The organism is Methylobacterium sp. PvR107, from assembly GCF_017833295.1.
Lineage (GTDB): Bacteria > Pseudomonadota > Alphaproteobacteria > Rhizobiales > Beijerinckiaceae > Methylobacterium.
The window spans coordinates 4,227,209-4,241,310 of record NZ_JAFIBW010000001.1 but is presented as its reverse complement, the minus strand read 5'-3'; the positions used below and the strand labels follow the sequence as shown (position 1 = coordinate 4,241,310).

Genomic DNA, 14,102 nt, shown 5'->3' with positions numbered 1-14,102 from the left:
CTCTCTTCATGTGAAAATTTTGGTTGGAAAAGCCGGGCAGCAATCTATAAGTGCTTGGAAATTTTGGCCGGGCATTCTTCTGCAATGATTGGGTTTCAGTTTTTTCTCTGCTCCTTGTCTCTCCTTTTCCGAGTGTGTGTTGTTTTGTGATAGTGGATGCAGTGGAAGTTATATACCTTATTTTACAGCAAAGATTGATATATGCGAAGAGAGATAGTCTGCAATTCAGCTTCCACCGCTTCCACTACAACTCCCGCAATCAATCACGACCGAAGGGAGTGAAGGGGCCTCAAGCCCCTTCATCGTTACTTCAGTTTTAGTCCCTGTCGCGCATTGCCAGTGTTCCTACGCAGCACCGGAAATCCGAGATTGGTCAGGTCCTTCCCAAGCATGTTATTATTCACGGGCTCGACAGCATTTTGATAACACCAGCCTTTATAGTTTTCATACAATTCACCCATACTGACACAATAGCCGGGATCCTGTACGCACCTATCCGAGACGAATTTCGAGACGTTATCATTCTCGGCACGGTATTCCTCGACTGACTTCAGAACAGAACCAGGGGGAGCGAGGAAGTCACCCTTCATCGCACCGATTTGTTTCAAGCCATCGAGCGCCCAATTAAATATGCCTGGCAACTCGACCTTCAGCTTTTCGAGCAGCTTAGGATCTCGTTCATGCGGCTCAAAAGTCCTCGTAAACGGGATCACATGTATACGTCGCCAGATAGCATAGTCAGTTCCAGACACTTGCGGCAGGTCATTGGATCCGAACCACAATTTGAACTTGGGTTGCAGATCGAAATAGGATCCATACAGTTTTCTTACCGCAATCGGATCGCCCGCTACCATGCGTTTGATCTTAGCGACCGCCAGCTTATCCCCTGCATCCCCTTCCGAAGCCACGACGAAGCGTTTCCCCGTCAGTGAAGCAAGATCGTCAGTCTTATCATTGCCGAACTTCTGTTGAGTGATGGTATGTGCCGGAACAGCGCCACCGTAAGTTCCCATCAGAGCAGATAATAGTTTCAGTAACACAGACTTTCCGTTCGCCCCTTTGCCGGTTAGGATGAACATGACCTGTGCATCAACACTACCGGTAAGGGTGTATCCTATGGCTCTCTGCAGGTAACTGATCGTCTCTTCATCATCTTCTAGCACCTGATGCACAAACTTCATAAACAACGGACATTCGGACCCTGGAATGAATTTCGAGCCGATGCGTTTGGTCACGTAGGCGTTCGTATCGACCACCTCAAATTTACTAAGGTCAAAGACGCCATTCTCAGTTCCAAGCAGATGATCATCTTCATCGAACAACCGGTCATCTACGCGGAACAACGATTTTGAGATTTCGTACGTCGCGTTAATTTTCGCGACAGACTGTAACCTACGCCGCTTCTCTGGATCCTCTCCCGCATTATTGCAGTAAGGACCCTTGAGAAAATCCGTCACTTCGCCTTTTGCTTCGGTCGCGGTGATCGGCTCGTACACTCCATGAACGTTCTTGTAGAATTGATTTTCACGGTCAGCGAACAGGAGATGGTCCCCTTTCACGACGTTGAACCATTCCGCTAAGGCCACATCGGTATCAAGCTTCATGAACTCGGCGGCGTTGCTTCCGTCCGCCACAACCGACGCCTGCCGAGAGACCATATCGGTCCTCTTAGGCTGTGCCCCACCCATCCATTCGATTAGGGTGCCAACCGCCTTGCCCGAGCCGAGAAGCCTTGTCAGGTCGGCACGCCACTCCACGGGCAAGCTCTCCGCTAGCCTGCTGTAGGTGGTCTCGACAGCGAGCAAACGATCTTCGACCTCATTGTCGCTCGTGACGGCGCAAAGGGTTTGGACGACGGTTTCACATGCCTTCCTGGCGATCCCGTTGAGGGCGCATAGACCGGCGAACCGCAATGCGAGATTGTGGCGACCACCCTCGATCCAGAGTTCGGCCAGCACGCTGACGGCCGCGATGTGGCCGACCAGCCGCAGAAGCGTGGCACTTTCGATCCGAGCCGGTTCGCCGTCCTTTCCTGCTTCGAACCTGACCATGTGACGATCATCAGGGTGAATCGATCCAGCCATCATCGTCTGGCAACCGTCCCCCCGGAATTCGACGAGCATCTTTCCGGTCACAGGATGCGGGAAGCGGACGGTCGTGGTGCTCCCTTCCACGAGGTAGAACCGGTGGGAAGCGGGCCTGGTATCGCGGCCCATGACCATACCTGTGAACGGTAGGATTATCGCTCCGGCGTCGACAGTGAAAGGTCCATCAAGGTCGATATCTACGAGACCGCCTGATGCCGCTCCCGTAAGCACGCCCACATTAATATCAGAGGGAATCGACCCGTGTTCGGCCAAAAAATCATATCCCACACCCCGGTTCTGCCATCCCGGCTGTAGTGGTCTTTTAGTGTTTATATACAGTGGAATGTAAAGAAATTTCGAGTAATTACCTAGATTGTCCAATTTATTATACCATTTTAATCATGCGTCTTCGTCCGCTCCCAAAAGGACCGGTGTAATCGATTATCGCAATGTAAGTTGATCTTTACGTCCGGTGCAACCCGCCGGACAAGGCTACCCGCCCCATCTCCGAGGCAGATATAAGTTGTACAGCGATTCGATGCAAAAGTCAACGAATAATTAAGGTTGAATTATTGTAGGTCCATTATAAAGAACCCGCGCGCGTGCACCACAAACATGCGAATGTCAAGATCAGATCAACAACATTCCGCGCATTGAGCGTTCCAAGTAGGTCATTAGCATAGCAGATGGCTTTTGAAACTGCCAGTTATTCGTTTGACACGAGAAAAGATGCTCTGCGCCCCTGACTTAAACTATAACAGCGATCTGCAGGCTGGCCGGAGGATCATAGGTTGAAAAATATGATCTTAGGCAACAATCTTCGCGTGGAATCTTTTTGGCGTCTCGCGAAGATGCTGCGTGCTTCGGCCACAAACTATAGTAATAGACGCACTTATCACTTTTAGTTGCAAATGGCCGCTGTGAGACAACCACGGCGTGCCGTCCCACGGCATTTAACAGTTATTGGGATTGAGCAGACAGCCGCGCGAGTTTCTCCGCAACGTTTTCAGGCTTTAAATGGGTGTAGCGGGCTAAAAGTTTGGTATCCCGGTGACCCGATATAAGAGCAACCTCTGGAATTGTGAGGCCATTCTCGAAGAACAGAGATATGGCTTCATGTCTGAAATCGTGCCACCTTAGATTTTGTATGCTGAGGATTTCTTTCATGCCGTCCCATCTTGCCGATAGTGTCCAATAGTTTATTGCGAAAACGAACTCGCGCTCGGAACACGAGATATAATGCCTGAGTATCTCCATGGCGCGAGGGCTCAATGGGATAGTCCGAGGATGTCCGTTCTTGGTTTCGGGTATGCGGAGAGTACAATTTTCGAAATTTACGTCCCGCTTACGTATGTTCAACATTTCCCCTTTGCGGACAGCTGTCTCTAGCGAGAATTCGGCCAATCTGACAACGTACATCGCTTTTTCATGGTGTGGTGTCCCGAAGATTTTCGTTCTTTCGGTGTCAGTAAGTCTTCGCTCTCTGCCATTCCTTATGACGGGTTTTTTAACAATCTTGAAGCAATTGGACCTTATTGCATAGCCCCACTCCCGTCGCGCTACTTCAAGTGAATGCGAAAGAAGAGCAAGTTCTCTGACGATAGTGGCGGGTGCTACCGACCTACGTCTGATATTTCTGTACTCTGCGGCTTTGTGCTCTGTAAGGTCTTCAATAAGTGTATGCCATAGAGAACTATTACGAACTGTTTTTATAATCGAGACCTCTCTACTGCTCCACTTTTTCCCCGGTGTGATTTCAGCCTGATATCGCTCTAGAATATGCCCAAGGCTTACGTGTCTCCGTTCGTTGATGAGATTTGGAAAGTCGCCCCTGTCTATCGCCACTTCGATTGAACGGGCCCATCGTAGCGCTTCCGCTTTCGAATCAAACGTCTTCGAAAGCGGGACGTTAGCCTTGATCCGGACTTGGGCCTGAAATCTGCCGTTTCGCTTCCTTATGGTGGCCATCGTTCCTTACTGTGACTGAAATTGTGACACAGCCCTGGAAGCGACAGTCATTTGGACCGCAGGTGAATTGCCGACTGAACGTTAACCCTCTGACATTCAAGCGACTTACCATCGGTCCGAGGGTCCATCTATGCGAGACGAACCAGCTTGACCGATTGGCATGGATGCTGCCTTGGGATTGTGCATACCAAGGCAGCGTACGACACTGCCCGCCGCCCTATGGATCGGTCGCGCCGGTCCACCCTTGTCCCTCGCGCCTGCATCCGGACCGGTCCCATGTTGCGTCTCGCCGCCTGCTTCCTCGCCGGAACCGTCTTTGCCGGGCCCGCCGCCGCGCAGACTTTGCGCTACGGCATGATGGAGGATCCGGACGCGCTCGATCCGACGCTCGCCCGCACCTTCGCGAGCCGGATGGTGTTCGCCGCGCTCTGCGACAAGCTCGTGGATATCGGCCCGGACCTGAAGCCGGTGCCGCAGCTCGCGACCTCCTGGGAGCTGTCGCCTGACGAGAAGGCGCTGACCCTGCACCTGCGCCCGGGGGTGCTGTTCCACGACGGCGAGAAGCTCGACGCCGCGGCGGCCAAGTTCTCGATCGAGCGTCATCTGAAGATGCCGGGCTCACAGCGCCGCTCGGAAATCGCACCGATCGACTCGGTGGACGTGGTCGATGATCTCACATTCCGCATCAACCTGAAGCAGCCCTTCGCGCCGTTGCTCGCGCAGTTCACCGACCGGGCCGGCATGATGGTCTCGCCCAAGGCCGCGGAGCGGCTCGGCGACAAGTTCGCCTCCGCGCCGGTTTGCGCGGGTCCATACAAGTTCGTGGAGCGGGTGCCGCAGGACCGGATCGTGGTCGAGCGCTTCCCCGACTACTGGAACAAGGATGCGATCCAGATCCAGCGGATCGAGTTCCGGCCGATCCCCGACGCGACGGTGCGGCTGACCAACCTGCGCGCGGGCCAGCTCGACCTGCTGGAGCGGCTTGCCCCGACGGACGTGGCGCAGGTGAAGCGCGACGCCAAGCTCAAGCTCGACTCGACCACGGAGCTCGGTTTCCAGGAGATCCTGTTCAACCCCCACAAGGCCGGCTCGCCGGTCTCCGACCCGAAGGTGCGCGCCGCCTTCGAGGCCGCCATCGACCGGAACGCCATCAATCAGGTCGTCTATAACGGCGAGTTCCTGGCCGGGAACCAGTGGGTCAACCCGAAGAACCCGAACTACGTCGCCGAGTACCCGATCCCGAAGCGGGATGTCGCCAAGGCCAAGGCGCTGCTGGCCGAGGCCGGCAAGCCGAACCCGCAGATCACGCTCACCGTCTACGCCAACAGCGAATCTCCGCAGGTTGGCCAAGTGATCCAGGCGATGACCAAGGAGGCGGGCTTCGACGTGAAGATCCAGGCCGTGGACTTCACCACGGCGCTCGATGCCGCCGACAAGGGCAATTACGAGGCGCAACTCTACTCCTGGAGCGGCCGCTCCGACCCGGACGGCAACACGTTCAGCTTCCTCGCCTGCAAGGCGGCGCTGAACTATCCGAAATACTGCAGCCCGGAAGCCGACGCGGCGCTCCAGGCCGAGCGCGGCACGATCGACCCGGCCAAGCGCAAGGCCGCCTGGAAGGCGCTGGCCGATCAGGTGCTGACCGACCGGCCGGGGATCTACATCCTGCACCGCAAGCTGCTCTGGGCCTATAGCCAGAAGATCACCGGCTTCGTGCCCTACCCCGACGGGCTCGTGCGCTTCACCGGCCTGAAGCTCAACTGATGCTGCGGTTCCTGGTCCGACGCCTCGCCCTGGCGGTCCCGACCCTGATCCTCGCTTCGATGATCATCTTCGCCCTGCAGCAATTGCTGCCGGGGGACGTCGCCACGGCGCTCACGGGCGAGGAGCGCGACCCGCAGGTGATCGCGTTCATCCGCGAGAAGTACCACCTCGATGAGCCCCTGCCGGTGCGCTACGCCTACTGGGCCGGTGGCGTGCTGCGGGGCGATCTCGGCGAGTCGATCCGGCTGCAGAAGCCGGTCTCCGAGCTGATCGTCGAGAAGCTGCCGGTGACGCTCGAACTCGCCTGCCTGGCCATGCTGGTGGCGCTCGCCATCGGCGTGCCGATGGGCGTGCTCTCCGCGGTGAAACGCGGTCAGGCGGCCGACACGGTCGCGAACGGCATCGCCCTCTGGGGGTTGTCGGTCCCGAACTTCTGGCTCGGGATCCTGCTGATCCTGCTGTTCTCGGTGGAGCTCGGCTGGCTGCCGGCCTCGGGCTACGTCTCGCCCTTCGAGAGCCTGTCGGAAAACCTCGCCGCCATGGTGATGCCGGCCTTCGTGCTCGGCAACGCCATCGCGGCGGTTATGATGCGCCACACCCGCGCGGCGATGCTGGGCGTGCTCGGCTCGGACTATGTCCGCACGGCCCGCGCCAAGGGCGTGTCGCCGCTGCGGGTGACCCTGCGGCACGCGCTGCCCAACGCCGCGATCCCGATCATCACCCTGGGGGCGCTTGAGTTCGGGCAGCTCCTGTCGGGGGCAGTGCTGACCGAGCAGGTGTTTTCCGTGCCGGGCTTCGGCAAGCTGATGGTCGATGCCGTGTTCAACCGGGACTTCGCCACCGTGCAGGGCGTCGTGATCTGCACCGCCGCCACCTACATCGCCCTCAACCTCGCCGCCGACCTGCTCTCGGCGGCCGTGAACCCGAAGCTGAGGCGGGCATGAGAGCGTTATTCAAGCGCAACGCCTCCCCTCTTCCCTCTGCGGGCGAGAGTGGCCCCTGCGTCAGCAGGGGTCGGATCGGGACGAAGTCCCGCAAGGGGGGAGCGCGGCTTCCGAATGTGGTGCAACCTTCGCGCAGCACTGAGCTTGGCCCTGCACCGTCGCTCTCCTCTCCTGCCGCCCTCCGGGGGCCGACCTCCCCCGCAGAGGGGGGAGGCAGAGAGCGGGTCAGTATCGTCGCTGCCGCCTGCGCGAGCCCCCGATGAGCACCGGCACCCCCATCGCCGAGGCGACCGGCCTCGCCGCCCCCGCGGGAACGCCGGCCCTCGTTCAGGAACCCGGCACCCTCACCGCCTTCTGGCGGCGCCTGCGCGCGCGCAAGAGCGCCGTCGCCGGTCTCGTCATCGTCGGCCTGCTGATCCTGATGGCGGTGTTCGCGCCCTGGGTCGCCCCCTACGACCCGACCGCCACCGACTGGGCCAACGTCCGCGGCGCGCCGAGCCTCGCGCATCCGTTCGGCGGCGACGAAGTCGGGCGCGACGTGCTCTCGCGGATCATCTTCGGCGCCCGGGCCTCGCTCGGCGCCGGTCTCGTCTCGGTGGCGCTGGCGGTGTCCCTCGGCCTACCGCTGGGATTGCTGGCCGGCTACGCGGGCGGCTGGATCGACGGAGCGATCTCCCGGCTCACCGACGCGCTGCTGGCGATCCCGTTCCTGATCCTGGCGATCGCGCTCGCCGCCTTCCTCGGCCCGAGCCTCGTCAACGCGATGATCGCGATCGGCCTCTCGGCGACCTCCACCTTCATCCGGCTGACCCGGGCGCAGGTGCGCGCCGTGGCGGCGGAGGAGTTCGTCGAGGCGGCCCGCGCCATGGGCAACCCGCCCTGGCGGATCGCCCGGGTCCATATTCTACCCAACATCGTTCCGGCGATCCTCGTTCAGGCGACGCTCACCATCGCGGCGGCGATCATCGCGGAGGCGAGCCTGTCGTTCCTCGGCCTCGGCCAGCAGCCGCCCGAGCCGTCCTGGGGGGCGATGCTCAACACCGCCAAGAACTTCATGGACCAAGCCCCCTGGATGGCGATCTGGCCCGGCCTGTCGATCTTCCTGGCCGTGCTCGCCTTCAACCTGTTCGGCGACGGCCTGCGGGACGCCCTCGATCCGAGGCAGCGGACATGACCAAGCCCCTCCTCGATATCCGCGACTTGGCGGTCGCGTTCGACACCGACGGCGGCGCCGTGCACGCGGTCAACGGCGTCTCCTACACCCTGCACGAGGGCGAGACGCTGGGGATCGTCGGCGAGTCCGGCTCCGGCAAGAGCGTGCATGTGCTCGCCATGCTGGGACTGATCCCGCGCCCGCCCGGCCGTATCACCGGCGGCCAGGTTCTGTTCGAGGGCCGAGACCTGCTCGCGCTGAAGGAGCGGGAGCTCCGAAAGATCCGCGGCGGCGAGATCGGCTTCGTGTTCCAAGACCCGATGAGCTCGCTCAATCCCGGCATGACCGTGGCGGCGCAGATCGTCGAGCCCCTGCGCATCCATCTCGGGCTCGACGCCCGCGCGGCCCGGGCCCGGGCCAAGGAACTGCTCGACCTCGTGCGCATCCCGAACGCGGCCGCGCGCCTCGACCAGTACCCGCACGAGTTCTCCGGCGGCCAGCGCCAGCGGGTGATGATCGCCATCGGCCTCAGTTGCCGGCCGAAGCTGCTGATCGCCGACGAGGCGACCACCGCGCTGGACGTCACCGTCCAGGCCGAGATCGTCGCCCTGGTGCAGGAGTTGAAGCGCGAACTCGGGATGGCGATCATCTGGATCACCCACGATCTCGGCGTGGTGGCCGGGATCAGCGACACCGTACAGGTGATGTATGCCGGCCGGATCCTCGAACGCGGCCCGGTCGACGACATCTTCGCCGATCCGCGCAACGCCTACACGCTGGGGCTCCTGCGCTCCCTGCCGGATCTCTCCGGCGGCCGGGCGGGTCGCCGCCGCCTGCACCAGATCGAGGGTGCGCCCCCGGACATGCGGCATCTCCCGGCGGGCGATCCCTTCGCGCCGCGCAACGCCTTCGCGACCGCGCGCTGCCGAACCGAGATGCCGCCCCTGGCGCAGGCGCCCGGCGCCGCCCCCGGCCATCTGGTCGCCGCCTGGTACGACCTGCCGAAGCTTCTGGCCGCGGAGGCCGCCCGATGAGCGTGCAGGATTATCCGATCGTCTCGGTGCGTGACCTGTCCAAGCATTATCCCCTGCGTTCGTGGTGGGGCGGCAAGGCCTCGGTGTTCCGCGCCGTCGAGGGCGTGAGCTTCGACATCCGCCCCGGCGAGACTTTGGGTCTCGTCGGCGAGTCCGGGTCCGGCAAGTCGACCATCGGCCGGGCCGTGACAATGCTCAATCCGCCGACTTCGGGCACCATCGCGTTCGAGGGCACCGACCTCGCCAAGCTCTCGGCAGGCGCCATGCGCAAGATGCGCGCCCGGATCCAGACCGTGTTCCAGGATCCCTACGCGGCCCTCAACCCGCGGATGAGCGCGGGCGACTACGTCGCGGAAGCGTTCAAGCTGCACCGGCGCGACATGCGCGGACCGGAGCGGCGGGAGGCGGTCGCGGCCCTGTTCCAGCGGGTCGGGCTCGATCCGCGCTTCATGGGCCGCTACCCGCACCAGTTCTCGGGCGGCCAGCGGCAGCGCATCTGCATCGCCCGGGCGATCGCCCTCAAGCCCAGCTTCATCGTCGCCGACGAGCCGATCGCGGCGCTGGACGTCTCGATCCAGGCGCAGGTGGTGAACCTGCTCCAGGACCTGCAGGACGAGATGGGCCTGTCCTACCTGTTCATCTCCCACGATCTGCGGATGGTGCGCTACCTCTGCCACCGGGTCGCGGTGCTCTGGCGCGGGCGGATCGTCGAGCTGGCCGAGGCGGATGCCCTCTACGCGGATCCGCGCCATCCCTACACGCGCCGCCTGCTCGCCGCGGTGCCGGTGCCGCACCCGGCCGAGGAGCGCGCCCGCCTCGCCGCCCGCGACCTCGCCGGCCACGACCAGCCGCCGGACGGTCCGCTCACCGAAGTGGCGCCGGGGCATTGGGTGGCGCTGCCGCATGTCGGGTGATTATGGCGCGCGCATCTCCCCGCCCCCTTGCGGGGAGGGGAAACACTGGACGACTCAGAAATTACAGGACATCCCGTGAGAGACTTCTCCACCCCCGGCCGCTCCCCGGTCTACGCCGCCAACGCGGCCGTCGCGACCTCGCACCCGCTATCAACGCTCGCCGCCATCGAGGTGCTGCGCGCCGGCGGCAATGCCGTCGATGCCGGGATCGCGGCGGTGGCCGTGCAATGCGTGGTCGATCCGCTTATGACCGGCATCGGCGGCGATTGCTTCGCGCTCTACGCCCCCGCGGGCGCAACCAAGCCCATCGCCCTCGACGGCTCCGGCCGGGCGCCGGCCGCTGCGACGCCCGACTGGTACGCCGAGCACGGCGTCGCGATCACGCCGACCTCGCCGCACGCGGTTACGGTACCGGGCGCGGTCGCGGCCTGGGACCTGCTGGTGCGCGAGCACGGCACCCGGTCCCTCGGCGAGTTGCTCCAGCCGGCGATCGGCTACGCGGAGAACGGGTTCGTCGTGCAGCAGCGGGTCGGCTGGGACTGGCTGCGCGGCGCCGAGCGTGTGGCCGCCGATCCCGACGCCGCCGAGACCTACCTGCCCGGCGGACAGGTGCCGGCGATCGGCAGCGTCGTCCGCCTGCCGAAGCTCGCGGCGACGCTCCGGACGATCGCCGAGGCGGGGGCGCGCGCCTTCTACACGGGGCCCGTCGCCGAGGACATGGTGAGCCGGCTGAACGCACTGGGCGGCCTGCACACCCTGGACGACTTCGCCGCCGCCCGGCCCGACGTGGTCGTGCCGGTCTCGACCCGCTACCGCGGCTACGATGTCTACGAGTGCCCGCCCGCCGGCCAGGGCCTCGCGGCGCTGATGATGCTGAACGTGCTGTCGCACTACGATGTCGGCGCGCTGTCGGAGCTCGACCGGCTCCACCTCTTCGCCGAGGTGTGCAAGCAGGGCTACCACCACCGCGACGTGCTGTTCGGCGACGCGGCCCTCGCCAACGTGCCGGTCGAGCACCTGCTCTCCGACGCGTGGAAGGCCGCCGCCCATGGTGCGATCGACATGGGCCAAGCCCGAGCCCCTGAGATCTACCCCGAGATCGCCCGGGAAGTCGCCGAGGGCCGCGCCCACAAGGACACCGTCTACCTCTGCGTGGTCGACCGGGACGGCAACGCGCTGTCGCTGATCAACTCGATCTTCCAGGGCTTCGGCTCGGGCATCCTGGCGCCCGAGAGCGGCGTTCTGCTCCACAATCGCGGCCTGTCCTTCCGCACGGAGGGCGGCCACCCGAACAGCGTCGGGCCGGGCAAGCGGCCGATGCACACGATCATTCCCGGCATGCTGATGAAGGATGGGCAGGCGGTCGCGCCGTTCGGCGTCATGGGCGGACACTATCAGGCCATGGGCCATGTCGAGCTGCTCTCCGGTCTGCTCGACCGGGGGCTCGACGTGCAGGAGGCCCTCGATGCCCCGCGCAGCTTCGCCTATGGCGGCAGCCTGGAGGTGGAGGGCGGGATCCCCGACGCGGTCATGGCGGGGCTGAAGGAGCGCGGCCACCCGGCGATCCGCGCGCCGCTGCCGCTCGGCGGCGGGCAGGTCATCTGGATCGACCGCGCGGCCGGCACGCTGGCGGCCGGATCGGACCCGCGCAAGGATGGGGCGGCGCTGGGGTATTGACGGGCCGGCAAGCGCGGCGCCGCGGAATCCCCTTCCCCCCTCTGTGGGGGAGGGGATCCCCAGCGTCAGCAGGGGTCGGGCCGCGACGTCGTCCAGCAAGAGGCGTGCACCGGTTCCGGAAAAGGCAGCTTACGCAGCGGGCGGAGCTCTGTCCCGCACCGTTTCTCCCCTTTCCCGACCCGCTTCGCGGGCCACCCTCCCCCCACAGAGGGGGGAGGGAGAGGAGCGTAACTGGCTGCTTCTCAACTCAGTCGATATCCTCGACCGCCTCGACGCCGCCGAAGACCCGCTGGGCGAGCGAGGCTTCCATGAACGGGTCGATGTCGCCGTCGAGGACCTCGTCCGGATCGGTCGACTGGGTGCCGGTGCGTAAATCCTTCACCAGCTGGTACGGCTGCAACACGTAGGACCGGATCTGGTGGCCCCAGCCGATATCGGTCTTGGAGGCGGCCTCGGCGTTGGCCTTCTCCTCGCGCTTCTTCAACTCCGCCTCGTACAGTCGGGCGCGCAGCATGTTCCAGGCGGTCGCCCGGTTCTTGTGCTGCGAGCGCTCCTGCTGACACGCCACCACGATCCCGGTGGGATTGTGGGTGATGCGCACCGCCGAGTCGGTGGTGTTGACGTGCTGGCCGCCGGCGCCGGACGACCGGTAGGTGTCGATCCGGCAATCGGATTCCTTGATCTCGATCTCGATCCGGTCGTCGATCACCGGGTAGACCCAGACGCTGGCGAAGCTGGTGTGCCGCCGGGCGCTGGAATCGTAGGGCGAGATCCGCACCAGCCGGTGCACGCCGGACTCCGTCTTCAACCAGCCATAGGCGTTGTGGCCCTTGATCAGGAGCGTGGCGCCCTTGATCCCGGCCTCTTCGCCGTCGGTCATCTCGACGACCTCGACCTTGTACTTCCGGCGCTCGGCCCAGCGGGCGTACATGCGCTGGAGCATGTTGGCCCAATCCTGGCTCTCGGTGCCGCCGGCGCCGGCATGGACCTCGAGATAGGTATCGAACCCGTCGGCCTCGCCGGACAGCAGGGTCTCCACCTGCCGGCTCGCGGCCTCCTTCTCGACCGCCAGGATCGCGGCCTCGCCCTCGCGGATCGAGGATTCGTCACCCTCCATCTCGCCGAGTTCGATCAGCGTGGCGCCGTCCTCGAGATCGCGCTCGAGCTTCTTGATCGCCGTGACGGCCTCGTCGAGCTGCTGGCGCTCGCGCATGACCTTCTGGGCGGCCTCGGCATCGTTCCAGAGGTCAGGATTCTCGGAAGCCGCGTTCAGCTCCGCGAGGCGTTTATCGACTGTATCCCAGTCAAAGATGCCTCCTCAGCAGCCCTATAGACTGCTTGGCGGCATCCGAGGCTTGCTCGATCTCGGCGCGCATCTGGTTTTTTGGGAATGAGGTGCAGGAGAGAGGGGTCGTGTCGGGCCGGGGTGATACCTCCCGGGGCGCGCCCTGTAAACGCCGCCGCATCGTCGTCAGCACGGGTTCCCCCCGCGCGCAGGGCCGGAGGCGTTACCGATCCGGTTGAGATGGGGTTGATGGACGTACCAGACGAGGCGCAAGTCCCCTCTCCCGCGCGGCAGAGGGACAGGATGAGGGATCGGGTCTGTCCGGACGCGGCACGACCGGCACGCAAGGCGGTGGTGCGGTCGTGCCTGACGCTTCTCGCCCCCTACCCTCTCGCGCACGGGAGAGGGGCACGTCGCTGTCTCGTCCGAGGGCGCCCATCGTCTGGATCGGCGCAACCCGATCGAGAACAGCACTCGTCGTGCCGACCCGAGCCGACGGCGTGGCGGGCGCGAGCGCCCGAGCCACGGATCCCGTAAGGGATGCTGCCTCCGGCGGGCGCCTTGCGGCGGCTCAGTACCGCGGCGGGATGATGTAGGACGGGGCGATCACGTATTCCTTCGGCCGCTTGCGCGCGCCGAAGCGGCCTTCGGTGATCTGGTCGTTGAAATAGTCGAAGCCGGTATAGCCGAAGCCGCCGCCGTTCATCACCTCGGCCACCGGCACTGGCGGGACGGCGAGGTCGGGGCGTCCCGGCGGCACGATCACCTGGCAGCAGCCCTCCGTCTGCAGGACCGTCGGGCCGTTCGGGGCGGTGAACACGAAGGCCCGCGGCTGGTAGGGCGCGGGCGGATAGGCCGAATCCGACGCGGAGGCGCCCTGCCCCGCCACGAGGGCAAGCAGACCGGCGGCGATCAGGGTCTTGGTGCTCACGCGATGCTCCGTCACGGGGGCCGGCCGGGCCGGCAATTGTCCTACAGTCTAGCTGATCGCGGGCGGATTGTCCGGCCTGTCCGAGCCGACCGGTTACCGAAATGCTGGGCCGGATCAGCCGCGGGCGCGCAGGACAACCTGCGGGCTCGCCGGCACGGGGCGGCAATCCGTCATGAAGGTGTTGAGCGGTAACGGCTTCGAGTCGCACGCGTACACGTCCGCCGGGCCCGGGGCGGGCACCGGATCGCGGGCGATGATCGGGTTCGGCGCGCAGGCCGAGGCCGCGGCGGCCAGCAGCAGGGCGGCGATCAGGTTCAGGCGGCGCATGCGGCTCTCGGGACGCGG

11 protein-coding genes are annotated in these 14,102 nt (G+C 64.0%); 6 read left to right on the top strand and 5 right to left on the bottom strand.

Going from position 1 to position 14,102, the window contains the following annotated elements; genetic code table 11:
- Positions 1 to 305 precede the first annotated feature (305 nt).
- On the bottom strand, positions 306 to 2,468 hold the full coding sequence (locus JOE48_RS19970) for a phage/plasmid primase, P4 family (RefSeq protein WP_210032372.1): 2,163 nt from the start codon (positions 2,466 to 2,468) through the stop codon (positions 306 to 308).
- A gap of 579 nt (positions 2,469 to 3,047) precedes the next feature.
- Positions 3,048 to 4,055, bottom strand: coding sequence for a site-specific integrase (locus JOE48_RS19965; RefSeq protein ID WP_210032371.1), 1,008 nt, complete (start codon positions 4,053 to 4,055; stop codon positions 3,048 to 3,050).
- Between the two features lie 276 nt (positions 4,056 to 4,331).
- On the opposite strand from JOE48_RS19965, the gene JOE48_RS19960 reads away from it, so the two are divergent.
- The 6 genes from JOE48_RS19960 to ggt all read left to right on the top strand — a co-directional run bounded on the left by JOE48_RS19960 (position 4,332) and on the right by ggt (position 11,541).
- Positions 4,332 to 5,819 carry an ABC transporter substrate-binding protein gene (locus JOE48_RS19960; protein WP_210032370.1) on the top strand — a complete coding sequence of 496 codons (1,488 nt, stop codon included), beginning with the start codon at positions 4,332 to 4,334 and terminating at the stop codon, positions 5,817 to 5,819.
- Positions 5,819 to 6,763, top strand: a complete 945-nt coding sequence (locus JOE48_RS19955) for an ABC transporter permease (protein WP_210032369.1) — start codon at positions 5,819 to 5,821, stop codon at positions 6,761 to 6,763. Before JOE48_RS19960 ends, JOE48_RS19955 begins: the two co-directional genes overlap by 1 nt.
- Before the next feature lie 259 nt (positions 6,764 to 7,022).
- Complete coding sequence (locus JOE48_RS19950; RefSeq protein ID WP_210032368.1) at positions 7,023 to 7,937, top strand: ABC transporter permease; 915 nt, start codon at positions 7,023 to 7,025, stop codon at positions 7,935 to 7,937.
- Positions 7,934 to 8,950: an ABC transporter ATP-binding protein gene (locus tag JOE48_RS19945; protein WP_210032367.1), complete on the top strand. Its 1,017-nt coding sequence runs from the start codon at positions 7,934 to 7,936 to the stop codon at positions 8,948 to 8,950. Before JOE48_RS19950 ends, JOE48_RS19945 begins: the two co-directional genes overlap by 4 nt.
- Positions 8,947 to 9,864, top strand: a complete 918-nt coding sequence (locus JOE48_RS19940; protein ID WP_210032364.1) for an ABC transporter ATP-binding protein — start codon at positions 8,947 to 8,949, stop codon at positions 9,862 to 9,864. Before JOE48_RS19945 ends, JOE48_RS19940 begins: the two co-directional genes overlap by 4 nt.
- Positions 9,865 to 9,939: 75 nt before the next feature.
- A complete protein-coding gene (gene ggt, locus JOE48_RS19935; protein WP_210032363.1) occupies positions 9,940 to 11,541 on the top strand; it encodes a gamma-glutamyltransferase in 1,602 nt (533 codons plus the stop codon).
- 247 nt (positions 11,542 to 11,788) lie between these two features.
- Here ggt and prfB read toward each other — a convergent pair.
- The 3 genes from prfB to JOE48_RS19920 all read right to left on the bottom strand — a co-directional run bounded on the left by prfB (position 11,789) and on the right by JOE48_RS19920 (position 14,084).
- A protein-coding gene (gene prfB, locus JOE48_RS19930) for a peptide chain release factor 2 (RefSeq protein WP_210032362.1) occupies positions 11,789 to 12,917 on the bottom strand; the annotation gives its coding sequence in 2 pieces (ribosomal slippage) (positions 11,789 to 12,847 and positions 12,849 to 12,917; 1,128 coding nt in all).
- Positions 12,918 to 13,397: 480 nt separating this feature from the next.
- Entirely contained in the window at positions 13,398 to 13,757 is a 360-nt protein-coding gene (locus JOE48_RS19925; RefSeq protein ID WP_210032361.1) for a hypothetical protein, read from the bottom strand.
- Positions 13,758 to 13,871: 114 nt separating this feature from the next.
- A complete protein-coding gene (locus JOE48_RS19920) occupies positions 13,872 to 14,084 on the bottom strand; it encodes a hypothetical protein (RefSeq protein WP_210032360.1) in 213 nt (70 codons plus the stop codon).
- Positions 14,085 to 14,102: the final 18 nt, after the last annotated feature.

Coding starts and splice junctions, on each gene's coding strand:
- JOE48_RS19965 (WP_210032371.1), bottom strand. CDS start 4,055: ATGGCCACCATAAGGAAGCGAAACGGCAGATTTCAGGCCCAAGTCCGG.
- JOE48_RS19960 (WP_210032370.1), top strand. CDS start 4,332: ATGTTGCGTCTCGCCGCCTGCTTCCTCGCCGGAACCGTCTTTGCCGGG.
- JOE48_RS19955 (WP_210032369.1), top strand. CDS start 5,819: ATGCTGCGGTTCCTGGTCCGACGCCTCGCCCTGGCGGTCCCGACCCTG.
- JOE48_RS19950 (WP_210032368.1), top strand. CDS start 7,023: ATGAGCACCGGCACCCCCATCGCCGAGGCGACCGGCCTCGCCGCCCCC.
- JOE48_RS19945 (WP_210032367.1), top strand. CDS start 7,934: ATGACCAAGCCCCTCCTCGATATCCGCGACTTGGCGGTCGCGTTCGAC.
- JOE48_RS19940 (WP_210032364.1), top strand. CDS start 8,947: ATGAGCGTGCAGGATTATCCGATCGTCTCGGTGCGTGACCTGTCCAAG.
- JOE48_RS19920 (WP_210032360.1), bottom strand. CDS start 14,084: ATGCGCCGCCTGAACCTGATCGCCGCCCTGCTGCTGGCCGCCGCGGCC.